Raw genomic sequence first — 22,689 nt, 5'->3', positions numbered from 1 at the left:
ACCCTACTTGAGCAATTACCTGTCCGATATCTTGAGGTGTTAAGCTGAAATTTTCCCATTAACATTCTATTTAAAAATATCGCTAGAGTAAATTTAAACCAATATGGACTGGACAACACCACTCAAGGCACAACAGACTGATTTTATTCAAAGACTTAAATCTGCTAAATTACTCCACTGTGACGAAAAAGGCCAACATAGTGAATTAACTGTCATTTCTGGTCAAAGGTTAGACCAATTACGGGATTTTTGCTGGGAAATGGTGAAAAAGTATAAACCAACCGACCCCAAAAATTACTTTATCAACAACATGAAGGGGAAACTGGGTGAGGAAGTTGTTAAATCCCGTTTAGCTGATTTTGTCACGGAAGTTGACTATGAAAAGCGCGTTGGTGGTGATGGAAAAGTTGATTTTACCTTAACTTCTGACTCATCAATTGGTATTCAGGTTAAAGCCCGGAATGGCAATTTTGATAAAATTCAATGGTCAATTAGTCGAGAAGAAATTGAAAAAAATGCTGTTCTAGTTTGTATTTTAATTCAAGAGGAAGTTAGCGAAGCTCAGGCTGAATACAATCTGATTTTGGCGGGATTTTTACCAACAAATATGATTAACTCGAATACTGGTAAAGCCTTGGTGGAAATAGATGAATTGCTTTATTCTGGGGGTTTACGCAGCTATTTAGAAAGTTTGACATCTTCTGAAGTTGATGAATATATGCGCTTGGGTTATGAGTGTCTTGAGAAAGAAGATTATCAAGGTGCTTTCGGTTATTATAGTCAAGTATTGCAACTGAAACCAAATAATGAAGATGCTTATTTTTACAGAGCAAAAGCCCGTTATTATTTAGGAGATAAACAGGGTGCAATTGATGATTACACTCAGGTTATCAAGTTTAATCCTAACGATGCCCAAGCCTACTACAACCGGGGAATTGTCCGTAATGAATTAGGAGATAAGCAAGGTGCTATAGATGATTACAACCAAGCTATCAAGATTAATCCTAACTATGCCCTAGCCTACTACGGCCGGGGAATTGTCCGTAATGAATTAGGAGATAAGCAAGGTGCTATAGATGATTACACCCAAGCTATCAAGATTAATCCTAACTATGCCAATGCTTACTACGGCCGGGGAATTGTCCGTAATGAATTAGGAGATAAGCAAGGTGCTATAGATGATTACACCCAAGCTATCAAGTTTAATCCTAACTATGCCAATGCCTACTACAACCGGGGAAATGTCCGTGATGAATTAGGAGATAAGCAAGGTGCTATAGATGATTACACCCAAGCTATCAAGATTAATCCTAACTATGCCAATGCCTACATCGGCCGGGGAAATGTCCGTTATTATTTAGGAGATAAGCAAGGTGCTATAGATGATTACAACCAAGCTATCAAGATTAATCCTAACTATGCCAATGCCTACAACAACCGGGGAGTTATCCGTAGTGATTTAGGAGATAAGCAAGGTGCTATAGATGATTTCAACCAAGCTATCAAGATTAATCCTAACTATGCCGATGCCTACAACAACCGGGGAGTTATCCGTGATGATTTAGGAGATAAGCAAGGTGCTATAGATGATTACAACCAAGCTATCAAGATTAATCCTAACTTTGCCGATGCTTACTACAACCGGGGAATTGTCCGTAATGAATTAGGAGATAAGCAAGGTGCTATAAATGATTACAACCAAGCTATCAAGATTAATCCTAACGATGCCAATGCTTACTACAACCGGGGAATTGTCCGTAAGGAATTAGGAGATCAGCAGGGTGCAATTAAAGATTTTCAAACAGCCGCCAATATCTATAAAAAAGAAGGTAAAGAAACAGACTATCAAGATACTATGCAACAAATCAGAAAAATTAACAAATAATGAATATGAGTTAAGCCAGGTACGAAATATCCCCGACTTCTTAATTAGATTTTTTGTAAATAATGAAGATCATTCAAAGAAGTCAGGGATCTAAATTTGATGCTTTCATTTCCTTCTGTTCTTCTCTCTTTCTTTGCGTCTCTGCGTCTTTGCGTGAGATAAAAAACATAAAATTACTTAACATTTATTAATAAAATTACCCAAACAACAATGAGAGAATCTGATCTAATTTAGTTAACTTAGCAGTATTGCAATATAACCTCTCATTTAATCCACCTAATCAGATAGGAATTAGGACGATTAAAATTAACTAATATGTGTAATTATTGGTAACTTATACTTGCTAAACTAAAAGGGTGTAATTCAATAGAAAAACCTATTTAAAATATCAAATCCTCAAAACATGAACAACTTTAAAACTCTTGGTAAAACTCTTTGTAAAACCTTAGCTATTAGTACAGGAATCTTTTTATTATCTGTACATACTACCTACGGGATACCATCAAAACCGTTGTTAACTGCCAAAACAACCTATAATCAAACAGGTTCTTGGGACGCAACTTATTATTTTACAATCAAATTACCAGAATCTCTAGCTAATTGGCAACTGCAACAGGTTGTTTTAACACAAATAGAAGGTGTAGAAAATATTGAATTTGATCAGAAAAACAGTTTTGCTTTTGTAGAAGCAAGTGGACAAAAAGAAAAGGTAGGTATTACCCTAACCAAAAGTTCAACTCAACCACAAACTATCATTGCTACTTTTGATAAACCAGTTTCTGCAAATCAAACAATTATTATCGTTTTAAAACCTTTTTATAATCCCACCAGCGAAGGTATTTATCTATTTCGAGTTCATGTTATTTCCTCCGATGAAAAGGCAAATAATTTAGTTGTAGGAACTGCTAGATTCCAATTTTATAATAGTTTTGATGATCACCTATTTTATCAATGGTAAAGTGTTTATAAATTGCTGAATTTGTCTGAAAAATCAGCAATAGTATTCAATTAGTTAAGAATGCTAGGCGACAATTATTAAGTAACAAATTCAATTCTTGTGCAACTTGTAACGGATTTTCACTTAACATTACAGCTTCATGAGGATTTCTCCCTGTTCTTATAACAGCAGAAATTGCATCTTTGTTAGAAAATCCCCGCACACTCACTAACCAAGCCGCTAATATATGTCCAGTCCGGCCAATTCCACCAGCACAATGCACAACTACTTTTTCATTTTGTTGATTTGCTGTGATTAAAAAAGGCAGTATTTTTTGTGTGAGTGTTTGTAAATCAGATAAATGAAAATCTTCAATTGGTGTCCAACAAATTTGTTGATTACCAAATTCTTGCCGATATGTATCTAAAAGATGAGCATAATTAGCTAGTTGTTTATCACTAAGTAAACAGCAAACTCGCTTGATATTTTGTGATTTCATAAACTCAATCCAATCATATACCTGATTATCAGTATATCCAGGTTGAGAAGCACCAAATACTATTGTTTCTTGTTCCCAAGCAGGAGCAAATTTGTACATATTTAGCGAAGTTGTAAGGGCGAAGCATTCGGTCTGTTAATTATCGGTTCTTGTCAAAATTTATTTTCCGAATCCTTCGCCCCTATTATTGTTTTAATTGCTCTTTCTGCGTAAATACAAACATCTCGATCAGGATCATCTAGTGCTTGTTGTAGTGCATTTAAAGCATCAGCATTTTCTAAATTACCAAGTGCTATAGCTGCTTCTTTTCTCACATCAGAATATTCGTCTATTAATGCTTTAATCAAATCAGGTAATAAATTTTGATCTGTCGTTTTTTGTAATACTTGAAGCGTGAATTTTCGCACCTGCCAATGTTCATCTTTTAGCGCAATTTTTAAAGCGGGAATTGCTGCTGAATTAGCATGAATTGCTAGAGATTTAGCTGCATTGCGTCGTACTTGCCAATCAAAATCAGAAATTAGTGCTTTAGTTAATAAATCTACAATTTCTTGATCTGCTAAATGTCCTAAAGTTAATGCTGTTGCACGACGGACATTATCATCAGGATCATTGATTAATGATAAAGCTGGTGGACAGATTTGGACTTGGTTTAAATAGCGCAAAGTTGTAATAGCAGCTTCTCGTAGTTCTGGATATTTGGAATCAAAGAAAGATAACACCGCAGGTAAAGATTGAACATCATGTATCTTCCGCAATAAGATTAAAATATTAATTTGCAGGTTGATATTTTCTTGATTTAGTGCATCTAACAATAACAGTAAATCATCTGCATTTATTAATTCACCTAAAGCTGATAATGCTTCGGTGCGAATTTCTTCATCTGGGGAAGCGAGGGTTTTTAATAAAGCTGGAACTGCTTGAGGATTGGCAATTTCCCAAAGTGCGGATACAGCTATTTTTTGGACTGGGGTGCTTTCGTCTTCCAGTGCGATAATTAAAGCATCAAGTGCTGCATCTTCTCCGAGATGCTGTAGAGATTTTACCGCAACTAGGCGATCGCTCACATCAGGCGATCGCAACATTTCCAACCATTGATTTAACTCTGAATCTGTATCTGTAAACATTTCTGCACCTCTACCGCAATAAAAAAGGAATTTGGACTGTAATCGCATTTGTTGGACATTCTTTTTCACAGGGTAAACAGAACCAACATTCATCATATTTCATATAAGCTTTTCCCGTCTCTGGATTTTTTGCTAACACATCTAAAGGACAAACTTCAATACAAGCAACACATTTTTCTAAACATTTAGATTCATCCACAATTACAGGAACATCTACTCTTTGATTAATTAAAGCCATAATTTTTTAACTCCCTAATTTGATTGAAAATTAAACAAATTAAACACAAAATTTTAATCCTTTCCTAAAAGAAACTACTATTTCATTCAATTCCTCCATATCAATTAAAAAAGCATCATGTCCATGAGGTGATTTGATTAATCCTAATTGAGCATTAGGAATTAAATCTACTAATTCTTGTTGTTCTACTGGGGGATAAAGAACATCAGAATCAATCGCTACAACTAAAGTTGGTTGTTTGATACTTTGCAAAACAGATTGATAATTTTTCCTATGCCAACTAACATCATGACTATCCATTGCATGAGTTAATGTAATATAAGTATTAGCATCAAAACGTTCTATGAGTTTTTGACCTTGATATTGTAAATAACTAGATATGGCAAATTGATTAAATTCATCCTTCTCCCTTCCAAAACGATTTGTAAAACTCTCCCAATAACGATAAGTAATCATTGCCATCATCCGCGCTACGGCTAACCCTTGGTTCGGAGGTGCATCACTTGTATAGTTTCCCCCTTGCCAATTTGGATCTGTATAAATTGCCTGTCTTTGTGCTTCACTTAAACCAATAGACCATGCTGAATGTCTTCCAGGTGCGGCTATTGGTGCGATCGCTCTCACCTTTTCTGGATATAATAATGCCCATTCTAAAACTTGCATCCCACCCAGTGAACCACCTATTACCAATCGCAGAAATTTAACATCCAGATATTCTAATAGTGCGGCTTGCAAATTCACCATATCCCTAATTGTAATTCTAGGAAAAGATGCACCATAAATTCTTGCTGTATTTGGGTTAATAGAAGTTGCTCCATTTGTACCGTAACAACTTCCTAAAATGTTGCTGCATACAAGAAAATCCTGATCAGGATCAAAGGATTTCCCAGCACCAAATAAAGGTTTCCACCAGTCGTCAGCGTCAGCAGAGCCAGTTAAAGCATGACAAATTAAGACTCCATTATCACCGTTGGCGTTTAATCTTCCCCAGGTACGATAAGCAACCTGAACACCAATTAATACTTTACCAGATTCTAATGAAAATGGTTTTGAAAGTTGATAAAACTGAGTTTTTGGTGAAATGAAGTCTAGGTATTTCATATAGTAGGGAATAGGGAATAGGGAATAGGGAATAGGGAATAGGGAATAGGGAATAGGGAATAGGGAATAGGGAATAGGGAATAGACAATTTTTCCTCTGTACCCTTACTTTCTTTTACTGTCACCTGTCACCTGTCACCTTCTTAAATGCCTGTTCAAAGTCCTCCTTAATATCATCAATATGTTCAATTCCCACAGATACCCGTACTAAATCTGGTGTTACACCAGCCGAAATTTGTTCACTCTCACTTAGCTGTTGATGGGTTGTAGAAGCGGGATGAATAACAAGGGTTTTCGCATCACCAACATTTGCTAAATGACTGGCTAATTTAACATTACTAATAAAGGCTTTACCAGCTTCTAATCCCCCTTTAATACCAAAATTAAGAACTCCACCAAAACCATGTCGAAGATATTTTTTAGCTCGTTCATGATAGGGATGATTGGGAAGTCCTGGATAATTAACCCATGCTACCTGCTCTTGTTGTTCTAACCATTTAGCCAATTCTAAAGCATTATTTACATGACGATCTACACGCAGGGAAAGAGTTTCTAATCCTTGTAGTAATAGAAAAGCATTAAATGGACTTAATGCTGCTCCTAAATCTCGTAATCCTTCCACTCTGGCGCGAATAATAAAAGCAATATTACCAAATTGACTACCTTTGCCAAATACTTCTTGAAAATTCAATCCATGATAAGCGGGGGAAGGTTCGGTAAAGAGGGGAAATTTGCCGTTACCCCAATCAAATTTACCAGAATCAACTATTACGCCGCCAATGGATGTACCATGTCCTCCAATCCATTTAGTTGCAGACTCGACCACAATATCAGCACCATGTTCTATTGGTCGTGCTAAATATCCACCTGCACCGAAGGTATTATCTACAATTAAAGGAATACCATTTTCATGGGCAATGTGGGCTAAAGCTGCAAAATCAGGAATGTTAAATTGGGGATTACCAATTGTTTCAACATACAAAGCTTTGGTATTTTGATCAATTGCTTGACGGAAGTTTTCTGGATCATCTCCTTCCACAAATTTGACATTGATCCCTAATCGTGGAAGAGTAACTTTGAATTGGTTATAAGTTCCTCCATAGAGGAAACTGGTGGAAACAATATTATCTCCTGCTTGAGCGATCGTACTTATTGCTAAAAATTGTGCTGCTTGACCGCTTGCAGTAGCTAAAGCTGCTACACCACCTTCTAATGCGGCAATCCTTTTTTCAAATACATCCGTTGTCGGATTCATGATGCGAGTATAAATATTGCCAAATTCCTGGAGAGCAAATAACCGCGCTCCATGTTCAGCATCATCAAAAACGTAGGAAGTAGTTTGATAAATTGGTACAGCGCGGGCGTTATTACCAGGTGCAGGTTCTTGTCCAGCATGGACTTGTAGGGTTTCAAAACGATAATTTTCTGACATAGGTAGTTCTAGTTATTCAAGTAGACTGACTATCAAAAAATAAGGAGGTTTTTAATTAGTTTTTGATTTACTAATTATCTAGTTATCTAACTGCAACATTATAAACTTCTTGCTGTAAATCCACCTCTACAACATAAGGCTCAACGGGACGTTTAAACAAAATCATTTCTTCTGATTCGTCTTTTTTCAAATTCACATGACAAAACCACTCTTCATTATTCTTATCTGGAAAATCCAAGCGATAATGATATAAACCCCAACGACTTTCCCGACGATATAAAGATGATCGTGCTGCCATTTCTGCACAATCACGAATAAAATGTACTTCCATACATCGCATCAATTCATGGGGATCACGCGCTCCCATTTGGTCTAATACTTCATGATAGCGAAGAAAATTATTTAGTCCAATTTCCATTTTATTCCCGGATTTTGGTGGTTGTAAATAATCATTCACCAGTCGGCGTAATTTATATTCAACTTGAGTATGGGGAATAGCATTAGGTTGATTTAATGGTGCGTAAATTCTCGCTTTTTCAGCTTCTAAAAAATCAACATCTGGTTCTAAATATTCTAAATTTTGAATATAATTTATCGCATTTTCTCCTGCTAACCGACCAAAGACAAATGCACCAATCATATAATTATGAGGAACACTGGCCATATCTCCGGCTGCATATAATCCTGGTACTGTAGTTTCTGCTTTTTCATTCACCCACACACCAGACGCACTATGTCCACTACATAATCCTATTTCTGAGATATTCATCTCAACCCCATGAGTCCGGTAGTTTTCGCCTCTACCTTCATGAAAACGTTCTCTACTCGGTCGTTCATTTGCCCATAAAACAGACTCAATTTCCGAAATTGTATCCTCATCCAAATGAGTCATTTTCATTTGAATTGGTCCTTTACCAGAGTTTAATTCTTTCCAAATCTCTAGCATCATTTGCCCACTCCAATAATCACAATTAATGAAGCGGTTTCCTTCAGCGTTGGCGGTATATGCTCCATAGGGACCAGCAACATACGCACAGGCTGGACCATTATAATCTTTAATTAATGGGTTGATTTGGAAACATTCAATATTGCTTAATTCTGCTCCTGCATGATAAGCCATTGAATAACCATCTCCGGCATTTGTGGGGTTTTCATAAGTTCCATAAAGATAACCAGATGCAGGTAGTCCTAATCTGCCACAAGCACCTGTACAAAGTATCACGGCTTTAGCTTGAATAACTACAAAATCACCACCACGCACATCAAATCCAACTGCACCAATCGCTCTACTATTTTTTACTAGTATTCTAGTTGCCATAACGCGATTTGTAACTTTCACTTTATGGCGTTTAACTTGACGAGTAAGAATGGTTTTTAAATCTTTGCCTTCTGGCATGGGTAAGACATATTTTCCTACTCGATGCACTTGTTTAACGTCGTAATTTCCTTGAGGATCTTTTTGGAATTTAACACCCCAACTTTCTAATTCTTGAATGGTTTCAAAACCTAATTTACCTGTTTGATAAACGGCTTTTTGGTGTAGAATACCATCGTTAGCAATGGTGACTTCACGGGTGTATTGTTCTGGGGTAGAATTGCCAGGAATGACGGCTGTATTAACTCCATCCATACCCATTGCGATCGCCCCACTGCGGCGAATATTCGCTTTCTCTAAAATCAATACCTCCGCATTAGGATTTGCCTGTTTGGCTTTAATCCCTGCCATTGTCCCTGCTGTACCACCACCAATTACTAAAACATCGGTTTTTAGCCACTGTGTATTAATGTTTGTTACCATATACAACTCTTGCAATAATTTAAAATTTTTTCTCACCCAGAGAAAGTCAAGGAAGATTTTTAGAAATAATTGATGATTAGCAATTTTCTTATCACCAATCACCAATTACCAATTACTAACCTATTTATTGCCTTGCCAAACTACTTCTTTAACCTTGATCTCTTTAGGAATCAATTGAATTTTGTAGAAAGCATCTGCAATTTCTTGCTGTTTGGTAATTACTTCCTCTGTCAGAGGTAATACACCATAATCACGCCGCTTTTCTGCTGTTTCTAGAACGGCCGCATCTATACCCAAAACAGGTGAGAGTAATTTAGCAACTTCAGTAGGATTATTTTTTGCCCAATCGCTGACTTTATTCACTCCATCTAAAACAGTTTTTAACACTTCTGGATTTTTCTCTACAAAAGATTGAGCAGCTAAATAATAACCTAAATTGGGTGCTAGTCCAGTTGCATCTGTGAGAGTGCGTGTGCCAGTAGCTTTTTCTGCCGCAGCTAAAAATGGATCCCAAATTGCCCAAGCATCAACATTTTTTCCTTCAAAAGCAGCACGTCCATCAGAAGGATTCAGGAAAATTGGCTTGATGTCGGTGTATTTTAATCCGGCTTTTTCTAGGGCTTTGATTACTAAATAATTGGTATTTGATCCTTTTACAAAAGCAACTTTTTTACCTTTAAGATCAGCTACGTTTTTAATAGGTGAATCCTTATGAACAATAATCGCTTCTGCTTTGGGAGTCCAAGGATCATAGGCAACATAAACAAAAGGTGTACCTGCCGCTTGGGCAAAAATTGGTGGCGCTTCTCCCGTATAACCAAAATCAATACTACCAGCATTTAAAGCTTCTAACATTGGAGGACCTGCGGGAAATTCAGTCCATGTCACAGAATTACCAGAGCCTTTTAACGCTTCTTCTAATTCCCGTTTTGCCTTTAATGCGTAAAGAACGGTTGCAGCTTTTTGGTAACCAATGCGAACTACGACACTGCTATTTGTTGCTTGAGAAGTTGGACTTGAATTAGGTGTCTGAGTTGTTCCCGTGTTTTCGCTGGCGTTGGGAGAACAAGCAGAAATAGCTAAAGTTAGGCTTAGTCCAACTGCAAACAATAAGGAAAAATTGCGAATATTAGATTTTTTAAGAAAAGTGATTCCAACTTCAAATAATCGGAATAGAGAGAATTTACTCAACATAACTCTAGTGCTAAAGGTCAATATATTATTCAGACTTTAGGTCAATTTATGATAAAATACAGTATACCAATCAAGTTACCGTATTTTTTAATATATCACATAAAGGTAATTGAAATGCAAGCTTTTCTTTAAAAAAAGTAATTATCCTGTTACCTAGTTATTAGTTTTGTAATTTTCTATACCAGATAACCGTAAAATGTTGAAAAAATCAGATTTGAACAATGGCCTTTTGCAAGAAGAACTACAAAGAGATTCTTCCCATCTCCCACAAGAAGAAGTTATCCAACTCCTCAAACAAGTAATTGAACCCAGTCTGAAAAACGATATCGTTAGTTTGGGAATGGTGCGAAATCTACGGATAGTTGATCAATATATTTATTTGCGCTTGTATATAGGTTCTCGTCAACAGCATTTAGAAGCAGAGATTAAAGCGGTATTATCATCATTATCTTGGTGTAAAAAAATCTATATTCAAATTTGTACAATTCCAGGAGTGAAAACGACATTAGCCATATCTAGCGGTAAAGGAGGTGTAGGTAAATCCACAACCGCAGTTAATTTAGCAGCAGCTTTGAGGTTAAAAGGAGCAAAAGTTGGGTTATTAGATGCTGATGTTTATGGTCCTAATGTTCCTCAGATGTTAGGGTTAGGACAATCGGAAGTTACAGTTATTGATACTGTTAATGGTCAGAAATTTTTACCGTTACAAGCTCATGGTATCAAAGTCATGTCTGTAGGATTGTTGGCAGAACCAGATCATCCTCTAGCATGGCGTGGACCAGTATTACATAAAATCATTACTCAATTTATACATGATGTTGAATGGGGAGAATTGGACTATTTGTTAATAGATTTACCTCCCGGTACTGGTGATGCTCAAATCACGATTGTGCAAGAAAGCCCGATTTGTGGAGTCATATTAGTAACAACACCTCAAGAAGTGGCGATTTCTGATGTGCGTCGCAGTATCTATATGTTTCGTCAAGTGGGTGTTCCTGTTCTCGGTATTATCGAAAATATGAGCTATTTTATGGGCGTAAATGGCGAAGAAACTCCGATTTTTGGTAGTGGTGGCGGTGAAAAATTGTCTAATGAACTCCAAGCACCGCTTTTAGGTAAAATTCCCCTCGATCCGCGTATTTGTAATGGTGGTGATACTGGACAACCTCTTACTCTTGCTGACTCTAGCACAATTACAAGTCAAATATTTATACACATTGCTACGGCATTAGAAGCTACTTTTTTTGCTTTTTCTAATGATCTGTGATATCGTTAATTTTAAATCTACAGTAATTTTATCAAGATACCGTACTTTAAAATTAATCAATGGGTGTTTACTATGGCAGGTAAATTAGATGGTAAGGTGGCTATTATTACGGGAGCATCTTCGGGAATTGGTAAAGCTACGGCTATTTCATTAGCAGAGGATTTTTGACTTTAATTACTTTGAGTGGTATGAAGCGACTTAATCGTTTTTTTAGATTTTTAATTGGTCAAAATAATCAACCAATTGCTTCACAGCTAAATGCTCCTGCTGATGATGATTAACAGTAAATAATGACAGCACTTTTGGAGTAAATGAGGTACGTCAATTTTAGAAGATAGTTTTAAAACTTGAAGTTCAATAGGCTAATGTACTTCATAATCTCCAATCTGCTGTAAAAAAAATATTTCTCTAATTAGGGGTTGCTGAAAAATCCTTTCCGTGAATTTTCTCTGCTAAAATATTCAACAATTTTTTATTTGATATAGCCTAAAGCCATAGCACCATAACCAATTAAACTACTACCTAAAACTAGCCAAGCAGCATTAATGCGGTAACGAGTAATCAAAACTGTGGAGATGAGTGCGATCGCTATCCCCAAAATATCTACATAGGGTGGTTTTGCTATTTTTAAAGTAGCTATTCCCAGTTGCAAGGTAGCTACTACCATCAGTGCTACAGCACTGGCATTCACAGCATCTAAAAATGATCTTATCCAAGCAGAACTGCGTAAACGGGGAATAATCGGATTTAAGGCAGCAACAAAGAGAAAAGATGGTAGAAAAATACCAATGGTAGCTACTATCGCACCAGGTATACCAGCTAAGACATAGCCGATAAAAGTGGCAGTAGACAGCACTGGACCAGGGGTAAATTGACCAATAGCGATCGCATCTAGTAGCTGCTGTTGTGTTAACCAGCCATATTCTTGAACTAATCCCCCCTGCAAAAATGCAATTAGCACATAGCCACCACCAAACAAAACACTACCAACTTTCAGAAAAAACCAACCTAATTGCCATAAAGGAATAGATGTACCTGCCACAGTGCTAATTGTAGATGTTGTCTGTAAAGTTGCCCCTGTAGTTAAGACAGCAATCAATAAGTTAGGTTTATTTCCTGGTGGTTTGTCTTGATTTCTAGGATGTAACCAAATCATACCTAGTAATCCTCCAAACAATAAGGCAATTACTTCATTCACTTGCCGAATTAATACCAATAATCCTACAGCTATAGCAATAATCAGTAATTGACGGTTTTTAACCGCTTTTTTTGCTAAACCCCAAAGGGAATTTACAATAACCGCTAAAACAGCAGGTTTGATACCATAAAGTAAAGGTGAAATTTGAGGTAAACTACCATAATTAACATAAATCCAGGCAAATATCCCTGTTATTAAAACCGCAGGTAATATAAAACAAACACCTGAGACAATTAACCCTGGCCATCCTGCATAAATATATCCGACATGAATTGCCATTTCAGTGGAATTGGGACCAGGAATCAAATTAGTTGCACCTAGTAAATCCAGAAAATGGTCTTGTGTCAACCACCGACGACGCTTCACTACTTCATCTTCAATCATGGCAATATGGGCAACTGGTCCACCAAAGCCAATAACACCCAATTTAAAAAATAGTGTAGCTATTTCACCCAACCGACTAAATAAGTTATACTGCATAGCCTGCGTAATCTACGTTAAAAATGTAAAAGCAAACTTACGTTTATCCCTACTTATTTTATATTTATTATTATTTAATAACCAGCAGTTTTATCTACCACATTGCGTAAAGACTTACCTTGACAATAGCGGTTGAAATTGTCAAGAAATAAAGCAAGTGTTCTCTCTTTGACTCTAGGAGAATTTCCAGAACAATGGGGTGTAATAAACACATTTGGCAATGTCCACAAAGGACTTTCTGCTGGTAATGGTTCTATAAATACTGTATCTAAAGCCGCCCCAGCAATCAAACCTTCCTGTAAAGCCTGTATAAGTGCTGATTCATCAACAATTGCCCCTCGTGCAATATTAATTAAATAGGAATCTGGGCGGAATAAACGCAGGGTTTCCACATCAATTATTCCCTTTGTTTCTGCTGTTAAAGGAGTAGCAATCACCACAAAATCTGCTGCTGGAAGTAGTTCTTTCCAATCATTAGCACCAACTACTTTATCAAAGTTTGGTAATGGTTTTGGATGACGACAACTACCAAAAATACGCATTCCAAATGCTTTAGCACGAACCGCAATTTCTTGACCAATTCCACCAGCGCCGATAATTAATAAAGTTTTCTCGAATAATTCTTGAATTGGTAAACCTCTTTGCCAATCATGCTCATTTTGTAGTTTATATAAACTTGGTAATCGTTTAGAATAAGCCAGTAGATAAGTAATCACAAATTCAGCAATAGGGATACCATGAACCCCTGCACCATTAGTTAAAATTAAATCTCTTTCTAAATATTTTGGTGTCAAAATATGATTTACACCTGCATTTGGGGCATGATGCCAACGTAATGAAGGCGCTGCATATAATACTCGATGTAAAGTAGTTGGTTTGAGATAAAACCAACTAAAATAAACTTCTGCATCTGTGGCATCACCATCTATATTACCCTCACTATCTACACGCAATACAATAGTATTTTTAGGTAAATGCGGCTCAATCTCATGGGCAATTTCTACTGGTAAAATCAGTTTCATAGGGAGTCTCCCAAATGTGTAAATTTATTTTTATCTAAGGTCAAAATGTTCTAAAGACTTGATATGATTGAACCGCACAGGACACAAATGACTCAAAGCTAAGAGAGTTTAAGAGATTTTTTAGTGTTGCTACAATTATTTTTTCAAAATTGGGATGCTCCCGTTTCATAATTGATAACTTCGATTATTTTTGATATTCTATTTCATCTTCTCCAACAATTTATATGTTGAGTCTTCTTTAGCTGTGGTTGTAACAGATTTTCCCCAACCAATATTTTTACGATAACTGCCTAAAAGTTGAGATTCTGCTAATGATTCTTCGTTGATTCCTGTTAATGGGTCTACGTCTGGGGCAACATACAGCGCATCAACTGGACAATATAATTCACACATAAAGCAGGTTTGACAATCGCTTTGTCTGGCAATTTTTGGAGGTGCATCTGGTACTTTATCGAAAACATTTGTTGGGCAAACTTTCACACAGAGATTACATTGAATGCACCGGGATTCACTAACTAATTCAATCATAATAAAAAACCAAAATTAATATTGATGTAGGTTGGGTTAAGCCAATTTTATGTGAGGCTGCACATAATCCTGAAATCCCTTAATTAATCCATCTTTATCTGCGTTCATCTGCGTTCAATTTAAGTTGTAATCATGTTGGGTTTCCTTGCGTCAAACGCCATTCGCCACAAGACGGGAAACCCGTCCAAGGCGATGGCTCTCCAACCTACAATTAAACAGTTACGAGTTCTTTCGCTTTTGTTTCCTGGATAGGTGCAGCTTTTACCCATACTTGATCCAAACCACCACTAATTAAATAATGATGTTGGTTAGCATCCGGTTGTGGATAATCTAAATGTTTGTGCATTCCGCGAGTTTCTTTCCGTTCCAAGGCACTGCTATACATCCATCTAGCTGTGGCTACCATTCCCGCAGCTTCCCTTGTGCGGACAATATTACTATTATCTGCAACTTCACTATGACGAATTTTATGCCAAAGGAAATGTAATCTTTGCAATGATTCCGTTAAAGTTTTTTCATTACGGAAATAATTGTGATTGTATGGGAAAACTTCCGCTTGAGTAGCTTTAATGATGTCTTCACTGTGAATTTGCTTCTCACTACCAGAGATAAATCCTACACCACCTACAGCTTGAACTGGTCTTTGGTTGGCTTGCATACCTAAATTATGGGAGTATGTAGCCGCAGACTGTCCTGCCCAATATCCTGAAGATAGCGCCCAAGCTGCGTTATGACTACCACCACCGGTAAAGCCACCACAAATTAATTCTCTGGTTGCGGCATCACCGGCGGCATAGAGTCCACGGACTGAAGTAGCACAAGTATAATCAGTAATTCTAATGCCACCTGTGCCTCGAACAGTCCCCTCTAAACGCAAGGTGACAGGGAAACGTTGAGTAAAGGGATCAATACCTGCACGATCAAAAGGTAGGAAGAAATTGGGTTGAGATAAACGCATTGTCACCCGCATTTCTTCTGATGCTTTGTCAATGATGGCGTAAACAGGCTGAGTTAGCAAAGTTTCGGCAATGACAGAACGCCCTTTTTGCGAACCAGCGCCGGGGATAGGTGTACCATCTTCGTAGGTGAAAGTTGCCCAATTATAGAATAGGGTTTTAGTTACAGAAGAAAAAGCAGGTGCGATGCCATAGGCGTTGGAAAATTCCATTCCTGACATATCTGCACCCGCTTCGGCTGCCATCAGGTATCCATCCCCTGTTAGCACATTGCAACCCAAGGCTTTACTCAAGAAAGCACAGCCTCCGGTAGCAATGATCACTGAATGCGATCGCACAACCCACTTTTCACCAGTCTGACGGTTAACCCCTGTCGCCCCAGCTACAGCCCCTTCTGCATCTACCAACAACTGCAAAGCCGGACTGTGATCTAAAATTTTCACCCCTGCCCGTTTTATCTGTTGCCGCATCAAACGCATATATTCTGGACCTTGGAGACTGCGCCGATAGAGTCTACCGTCTTCATCTCTAGGAAAGGGATAACCCCATTCAGCTAGTTGGTTGACGTTCGCATAAGTTTGATCTAGTACCCGTTGCATCCAATCACGGCTAGATAAAAAACCTCCTAAAGCCTCCCTGGAAGCCATTGCTGCTTCTCTACTGTCGGGTTCTGGTGGGACATACCACACACCGTTACCTGATGCAGCAGCACAGCCACTTGTACCACAATAGCCTTTATCTACTAAAACCACTTTTGCACCAGTATTAGCAGCACTCCAAGCCGACCAAGTACCAGCAGGACCACCACCAATTACTAACACATCAGCTAATAAGGTTTGATCAAAATCGCTATCTTGCGAAAATAGTTGTTTTTGAGTCATGGAAATTCCTCTCTTTTGTAAGGTTAATTTATTGAAAAACCGTAGGTTGGGAAGCCACCGTTGTGGACGGGTTTCCCGGCTTGAAACGAATGGCGTTTGACGTAAGGAAACTCAACAAAATTCTGAAAATGTTGGGTTGCGCTGTCGCTTAACCCAACCTACGTAATAACTTAGACTCCCGGTGTAGTTCCACCATCAACTTGAATTTCTGCACCAGTAATAGAACTAGCTAAATCAGAAACTAAAAATAAAGCTAGTGCAGCAATTTCTTCAGGTTGAACTATTTTTCCTAAAGGTATTGATTTTACTGCTTGGGCTTGATATTCATCCACAGTAATACTCAAACTCTCTGCATTTTGCACTGCTAAAGTTTTCGCTCTTTCTGTGTCTGTTAAACCAGGAGAAATGGCATTAATTTTAATATTATCTAGGGCTAATTCTTTAGAAATGCCTCGTGTAAAGTTGAGCAATGCTGCATTTGTCGTTCCTCCTGGTAGGAAATTAGGACGGGGTGTACGTCCAGCACCACCGATAATGTTAACAATACGTCCATCACCCTGTTTTTTTAGATGAGGTACAACGGCTCTCACAAAGCGAATATAACCCAAAAGTTTTAAATTCCAAGCATTTAGAAATGCTTCATCACTTAATTCTAAAAATGACCCTGCACGGGCTGAACCAGCATTATTAATCAAGACATCAATTTTTCCAAATTGTTCTAATGTTGTAGAAACAACTTTTTCAATATCTTCTGCTTTAGTTAAATCGGCACTCACACCAATAACTTTAGCATTTGTATCATCTAAGGATTGAATATCAATTACTGCTTGATCAAGTCTTTTTTGGTTGCGAGCAGCAATAACGACATTCACACCTTCACTATATAAACCTTTGGCGGTAGCTAATCCAATTCCGGCACTACCACCTGTAACAATTGCTGTTTTACCTGATAGATTTAGTTCTAAACTCATAACAGTTGTACCCGATAAATTTACCCAGTGGATTCGTTAATGTATTTCGCGCCAAGAGGTAAAGGAGCAAAGACACAAAGTTTTAGATTTTAAGTTTTAGATTTTGAATTTTTATTTGCTCCTGAGATGAAAATTTAATTTTGTCTGGCTGCAAATTTTTCTAATAAAAATTGCTTGAGATGTGGCTGTTCTAAATTAATGCCCAATTCATTAGCTTTTTGAGCAATTTGTTCATAGGTTAAATCTGCTTGAATTGCTTCTGCTATTAAGGCTATTCCTCCGGCTCTTGCACCACCAGCACAGTGAATTAAAATTGGTTTCGGCAATTTCTCAATAGCTTGAATTGCTTCTGCTGTTAATTTTTGATTTGCCGCTTGAGAATTTAAGGGAATGTTTGTATATTCCAGTCCTACAATTTGTGCTTCCTGCTTTTCATCGTGAACAAAACCATTTTCATCAGGAGAACGTAAATTTAAAACTGATTTGAAACCTTCTATTGACAATTGTTTTAATTCATCGGATGAAATTTGTCCGGCAATACTCAAATCATTGCTCACCTTTTTAAAATCAGTCATTTTAATTCCTCTTGTTATCAAATCAATAAATAGATGCAAAAACTTTATCTGCTGCTGCTCGTAATGCAGTAGCAGCACCAGCACTCATATCTCGTGGCGCACAAATTCTATTTCTGATATAAGCCAGCGTAATAGCCCCTGTAGCAGCGATAATTGGATCTATACTTTCTTTACCTCCAGTTCTACCGCCTGGTAATAATTCGTTATTACCATTCAGGAGATAATCAGCTAATAATCGTAGGTGAAAATCCACAGCGTCTTTAATGATTGAGATATCACCTAAAGATTGAATTCCAGAATTTTTGAGAATATCGCTAATAGCAACTTCTCGATTATCACTTAATCTTTCAGCCGCTTCTGCACGATATTCAATAAATTCAGCCTCAGCTAAATCTAAAGGTAAGGGATTACCAATAGGTTCTATGCCAAATCTCCGCCTTAAAAGTAAATTATTAGTAATGTTGTCTGATTTAACTCTGTTGTAAGCAGGACGTTTTTTAAGTGCTGCAAACCAAACATTGATGAGAGGAAAACGAGGATTTCCTTTGATGTGATATCCTCTATATACTGGTAAATTAGCCGCCAATCTATCTAAATGGGGACTATACATAATATCTACCAGGCTAAATGTTGATAAAAAATAGGGTTTTGGATATCTCCCTAAAGTCTTTTCAATTTCATCTAATTTAGCTTCAAATTCTGCTTGTAAATTTGCTAATTCTTTGGCATCTTCTGGAGGTTGTCTCAAGAATTTATAGGCAATATCCCGAAAACCATTGGTTTCTGCATCTTCAACCCATTGTCTGGCGATCGCATTTTCTTCTGGATCTTCTGGTAATAACGTTTCCCCAAAATGCTCTTCCAATTCTAAAAGAATATCTTTAGATTCATAAACTAACTTACCCTCAATTTTAGCAGCAGGTACAAGAGTTGTTGGCACTAAATCTGTGTACCATTTCGGTTTATTACTCAGATCAATAAATTCTGTTTCAAAGGGAATTTGTTTTTCTTCTAACGCAAACCAAACTCTTTCGCAGAAAGGACACCAAGAGTTACTATCTCTATATAACAATACTGGTGGTTTTCTCTCAGGGGGAAGTTTATACAGACTACTAGGAATAGGAGTAGTAGAAGGTGCTTGTCCTGGTCTTTTAACTCGACGGGCGGGGGTATTTTGTCGAGCTTTTTCTAATAATTGTTCCCAACTGGATATGGTAGTGCTTGCAATGGCCATTTCTTATCTCGCTTTATTTGGAACGCCGGAAAATACAAATAATTCTTCTTCTTTTGGTGTAGGTAGATGTTCACCTAAATAACGATGAATTCCTACTCCCATATCTCCTGTTGCTGTGAGTTTAAAGTTAACTTCCTCAAATCCAAAATCACGGAAGTATTTACGCACGGTTTCTGAATAAGCAATACCGTTAGAATGTCCACGAGTCCAAAGCACAAATGTGCCTTTTTTACTCAGAAAACTGAGATTTCCTAATAAACGATTGAGTTCATTTTCATCAGCTAAATTGCCAAAAATACCACAGACAATGACAATATCTGCTGGTACTGCTCCTACATAGTTATCAGCAGCAGTTGCATCACCATTGATAAACTCAATTTGTTTTGTTAGACCCAATGATTCTATAGTCGCACGTCCCCGTTCAACTAACCCAGGATTGATTTCTACTAATCTTGCATATACATCTTTAGTACGGGGATGATTTGCTAATGTTCCTAATAAATCTCGTCCATCACCAGCGCAAACACTAACTACCCGAATAGCTCCTATTGGGGAGTGATCTAAACTATAAAAAATATATTCCTGCACGATTTCTAAACGCTGCTGTAATTTGGGTTCAGTGTTGTAAAGATCGTGCCATTCTAACCAATCTTTTGGCATAAAAAAGATTCCCCGATTGCTAAAAACTTAGATTTTGGAGTGTGTTTTTTATCACTCCAATTTTAATATACGGTAAACCTATCGAGAATTAGTAGTTTAAGGATAAATACAGATTAACATATCAATTTACAGAAAATCAAGTAGTTAAATAATTAGCTCTCTAGCTAGTAATACGAAAAATGATTAAGTGGTTTGTAATAATTGACTAACTTGCGCTAAGTCTACATTTCCACCACTGATAATTACGCCAATTCTCGCTGCTGGTGCTTTAACGCTACCTTCTAATAATGCGGCTGCGGCTATGACTCCAGTGGGTTCAACAACGATTTTTAAGCGTTCCCAAATAAAGAACATGGTGCGAATGATGGCTGCTTCCGATACAGTCACCATATCATCTACGTATTCTAAGACTAGGGGAAAGGTGATTTTACCTAAACTGGGAGTCCTGACACCATCAGCAATGGTCTGGGGATTATGGACAGTTTGCAGGGTTTTGCTGTAAAAAGAGCGAGTAGCGTCATCAGCTAATTCTGGTTCTACACCAATTATTTTACAATTAGGTAAAAGTGCTTTTGTTGCGATCGCACAACCAGAAATTAATCCACCACCACCGCAACATACCAATAAGTAGTCTAGTTGTCCCACTTCTTGAATTAGTTCTAATGCAGTTGTACCTTGTCCAGCAATGATATGAGGATAATCATAAGGTGGAATTAAAGTTAATTGGCGTTCTGCTGCGAGATTTTTGGTTAATTCTTCCCGGTTAGTTGTATCACGGTTGTACAAAATGACTTCTGCACCATAGCTGCGAGTTGCAGTTTGTTTGACTATTGGTGCATCATCAGGCATAACTACAATGGTGGGAATATTGAGTAATTTCCCGGCTAAAGCGATCGCTTGGGCATGATTTCCTGAAGAATAGGTAATAACGCCTTTTATTTTCTGTTCTACTGATAATTGGACTAGGGCATTATAAGCACCACGAAACTTAAATGCTCCCGTCCGTTGAAAATTTTCGCATTTAAAAAATACTTGGCTTTGAGTCAGTTCATTGACAGTACCAGAGGTAATTACTGGTGTTTGATGAGCAATACCCACAAGCCGTTTTTGGGCGGCTTCTACATCAGTAATAGTAACAAAATCAGATAATAACATTATTTTTTCATAAAGTAACTCTCACCACCACTAATATTAAGTGAGGTGAGAATTTCGCTTTGTATTTTTTTACAAAACTCGGTTAAGGTGCTGGATTAGGATAACGAGTATGAATTGCATCTATTTCTGCGAAAATCTCTTTATCCAAAACCACATTGACACTATCTATATTTTCCTGCAATTGTGCCAAAGTTGTTGCCCCAATAATTGTACTTTTCACAAACCAGCGACTTTTGACAAATGCGATCGCTAACTGAGTCGCTGAAAGATTATACTTTTTAGCAATCTCCACATAAGCCTTAACCGCTTCTTGTACATTGGGTTTCAAATAACGTTGCCCAAAACCAGGAAACAGAGATATTCTTGTATTTTCTAACTGTTGATTTTCTATGTATTTACCAGTTAAAAACCCAAACCCAAGAGGACTATAAGCCAATAAACCCACATCTGTATAACGATAAACTTCAGCTAAACCTGATTCAAAATTACGATTGAGTAAATTGTAAGCATTTTGAGTTGTCAGAACTTTAGGTAATCCCAAATCATTAGCAATGCGAACAAACTCACTTACTCCCCAAGGTGTTTCATTACTTAAACCCAAATAACGAATCTTTCCAGCTTTAATCACATCAGCAAACGCCTGTAACTGTTCCGCAATAGGCACAGTTTCCCTTTCTAATTCTGGATTATAACTTGTCTGTCCAAATGTAGGAACATAACGATCAGGCCAATGAATTTGATACAAATCTATATAATCAGTTTGTAATCTCTGCAAACTATCATTTACCGCCTGTGTAATATTCTCACGGTCAACTTTATTATTTCCACCTCTCAACCAGGAAAAAGGACGACCAGGACCTGCAATTTTAGTCGCAACTATTAGTTGATCTCGTTGCTGTTTCTTTAACCATTCCCCAATATAAGCCTCAGTTTTTCCTTGGGTTTCACCACGAGGGGGAACTGGATACATTTCCGCAGTATCCAAGAAATTTATCCCTTGGGCAACAGCATAGTCAAGTTGTTGATGCGCCTCCTCAATAGTATTTTGATGTCCATAGGTCATCGTTCCCAAGCAAATTTCTGAAACCTTGAGGTCGCTTCCAGGAAGTTGGTTGTATTTCATAATGTTTGAATAATGCTCCTTAATTCCATTTTGTTACAAAAACTAATAATATCGCTATCTTTTAAACATACACTAAATCTACCGATTTATCGGAGTTAATAGCTTGACAACTATACTATCATACCCAAACTAGATGGACAAGCCTTTGTAAAAATTAATTTAAAATTCTAAAAAATGTATCCATGAATACTCACATTTTAGTTTTTTTATGAAATAGTGCTACTTATCAATCATTAACTACAGTATCTTGATAGAATTACCGTATATTAATTTTATACATAAGGTAATTGTGTCATTACTCTAGGCTTTTATGTCATTAATAATACAAAACTAACCTAGATAGACCTACAAGAAAGTTCTATCTGAGAAGTTCGATTTTTTCCTGTGATTCAGTGTGAAATTCTACGTAATTTCGTGTCGGCTCTAATT

20 protein-coding genes are annotated in these 22,689 nt (G+C 37.3%); 3 read left to right on the top strand and 17 right to left on the bottom strand.

What is annotated here, in order from left to right:
* Positions 1-103 precede the first annotated feature (103 nt).
* Positions 104-1,885, top strand: a complete 1,782-nt coding sequence (locus tag H5968_RS10860; RefSeq protein WP_187039964.1) for a tetratricopeptide repeat protein — start codon at positions 104-106, stop codon at positions 1,883-1,885.
* 403 nt (positions 1,886-2,288) lie between these two features.
* Positions 2,289-2,843 (top strand): DUF2808 domain-containing protein, encoded by a 555-nt coding sequence (locus H5968_RS10855; RefSeq protein ID WP_187039963.1) that lies wholly within the window; start codon positions 2,289-2,291, stop codon positions 2,841-2,843.
* 46 nt (positions 2,844-2,889) lie between these two features.
* Here the strand turns inward: H5968_RS10855 and H5968_RS10850 are convergent, their stop codons facing one another.
* The 7 genes from H5968_RS10850 to H5968_RS10820 form a co-directional block, all read right to left on the bottom strand.
* Complete coding sequence (locus H5968_RS10850) at positions 2,890-3,420, bottom strand: dual specificity protein phosphatase family protein (RefSeq protein WP_187039962.1); 531 nt, start codon at positions 3,418-3,420, stop codon at positions 2,890-2,892.
* A gap of 53 nt (positions 3,421-3,473) precedes the next feature.
* Positions 3,474-4,448 (bottom strand): HEAT repeat domain-containing protein, encoded by a 975-nt coding sequence (locus tag H5968_RS10845; protein ID WP_187039961.1) that lies wholly within the window; start codon positions 4,446-4,448, stop codon positions 3,474-3,476.
* Between the two features lie 10 nt (positions 4,449-4,458).
* Positions 4,459-4,686 (bottom strand): ferredoxin family protein, encoded by a 228-nt coding sequence (locus H5968_RS10840; protein ID WP_027401230.1) that lies wholly within the window; start codon positions 4,684-4,686, stop codon positions 4,459-4,461.
* Positions 4,687-4,725: 39 nt separating this feature from the next.
* Positions 4,726-5,787, bottom strand: coding sequence for a homoserine O-acetyltransferase (gene metX / locus H5968_RS10835; protein ID WP_187039960.1), 1,062 nt, complete (start codon positions 5,785-5,787; stop codon positions 4,726-4,728).
* A 120-nt stretch (positions 5,788-5,907) separates the two neighbouring features.
* Positions 5,908-7,218, bottom strand: coding sequence for an O-acetylhomoserine aminocarboxypropyltransferase/cysteine synthase family protein (locus H5968_RS10830; RefSeq protein WP_187039959.1), 1,311 nt, complete (start codon positions 7,216-7,218; stop codon positions 5,908-5,910).
* 82 nt (positions 7,219-7,300) lie between these two features.
* Entirely contained in the window at positions 7,301-9,016 is a 1,716-nt protein-coding gene (locus H5968_RS10825; RefSeq protein ID WP_187039958.1) for a fumarate reductase/succinate dehydrogenase flavoprotein subunit, read from the bottom strand.
* 120 nt (positions 9,017-9,136) lie between these two features.
* On the bottom strand, positions 9,137-10,210 hold the full coding sequence (locus H5968_RS10820) for a sulfonate ABC transporter substrate-binding protein (protein WP_187039957.1): 1,074 nt from the start codon (positions 10,208-10,210) through the stop codon (positions 9,137-9,139).
* A 214-nt stretch (positions 10,211-10,424) separates the two neighbouring features.
* On the opposite strand from H5968_RS10820, the gene H5968_RS10815 reads away from it, so the two are divergent.
* Positions 10,425-11,477, top strand: coding sequence for an Mrp/NBP35 family ATP-binding protein (locus H5968_RS10815; RefSeq protein ID WP_236103992.1), 1,053 nt, complete (start codon positions 10,425-10,427; stop codon positions 11,475-11,477).
* A 472-nt stretch (positions 11,478-11,949) separates the two neighbouring features.
* On the opposite strand, the gene chrA is transcribed toward H5968_RS10815, so the two are convergent.
* From chrA to H5968_RS10760, 10 genes are all read right to left on the bottom strand, one after another.
* Complete coding sequence (chrA, locus tag H5968_RS10805; protein ID WP_096572474.1) at positions 11,950-13,155, bottom strand: chromate efflux transporter; 1,206 nt, start codon at positions 13,153-13,155, stop codon at positions 11,950-11,952.
* Positions 13,156-13,229: 74 nt separating this feature from the next.
* Positions 13,230-14,177 carry a D-2-hydroxyacid dehydrogenase gene (locus tag H5968_RS10800; RefSeq protein ID WP_187039956.1) on the bottom strand — a complete coding sequence of 316 codons (948 nt, stop codon included), beginning with the start codon at positions 14,175-14,177 and terminating at the stop codon, positions 13,230-13,232.
* A gap of 198 nt (positions 14,178-14,375) precedes the next feature.
* Entirely contained in the window at positions 14,376-14,705 is a 330-nt protein-coding gene (locus H5968_RS10795; protein WP_187039955.1) for a 4Fe-4S binding protein, read from the bottom strand.
* A gap of 211 nt (positions 14,706-14,916) precedes the next feature.
* On the bottom strand, positions 14,917-16,542 hold the full coding sequence (locus H5968_RS10790) for an FAD-dependent oxidoreductase (RefSeq protein WP_187039954.1): 1,626 nt from the start codon (positions 16,540-16,542) through the stop codon (positions 14,917-14,919).
* Between the two features lie 170 nt (positions 16,543-16,712).
* Positions 16,713-17,513 carry an SDR family oxidoreductase gene (locus H5968_RS10785; RefSeq protein ID WP_187039953.1) on the bottom strand — a complete coding sequence of 267 codons (801 nt, stop codon included), beginning with the start codon at positions 17,511-17,513 and terminating at the stop codon, positions 16,713-16,715.
* Between the two features lie 134 nt (positions 17,514-17,647).
* Positions 17,648-18,088 carry a beta-lactamase hydrolase domain-containing protein gene (locus H5968_RS10780; protein WP_096572481.1) on the bottom strand — a complete coding sequence of 147 codons (441 nt, stop codon included), beginning with the start codon at positions 18,086-18,088 and terminating at the stop codon, positions 17,648-17,650.
* 22 nt (positions 18,089-18,110) lie between these two features.
* Complete coding sequence (locus H5968_RS10775) at positions 18,111-19,322, bottom strand: glutathione S-transferase family protein (RefSeq protein ID WP_187039952.1); 1,212 nt, start codon at positions 19,320-19,322, stop codon at positions 18,111-18,113.
* 3 nt (positions 19,323-19,325) lie between these two features.
* Positions 19,326-19,982, bottom strand: a complete 657-nt coding sequence (locus H5968_RS10770) for a class I SAM-dependent methyltransferase family protein (RefSeq protein ID WP_187039951.1) — start codon at positions 19,980-19,982, stop codon at positions 19,326-19,328.
* A 183-nt stretch (positions 19,983-20,165) separates the two neighbouring features.
* Entirely contained in the window at positions 20,166-21,137 is a 972-nt protein-coding gene (locus tag H5968_RS10765) for a threo-3-hydroxy-L-aspartate ammonia-lyase (protein ID WP_187039950.1), read from the bottom strand.
* An 82-nt stretch (positions 21,138-21,219) separates the two neighbouring features.
* On the bottom strand, positions 21,220-22,260 hold the full coding sequence (locus H5968_RS10760) for an NADP(H)-dependent aldo-keto reductase (RefSeq protein ID WP_137666499.1): 1,041 nt from the start codon (positions 22,258-22,260) through the stop codon (positions 21,220-21,222).
* Positions 22,261-22,689 lie beyond the last annotated feature (429 nt).

Origin of the sequence: Sphaerospermopsis sp. LEGE 00249, assembly GCF_014299995.1 — a bacterium.
Classification (GTDB): Bacteria; Cyanobacteriota; Cyanobacteriia; order Cyanobacteriales; family Nostocaceae; genus Sphaerospermopsis; species Sphaerospermopsis kisseleviana.
This window is presented reverse-complemented; position numbering and strand designations above follow the sequence as displayed.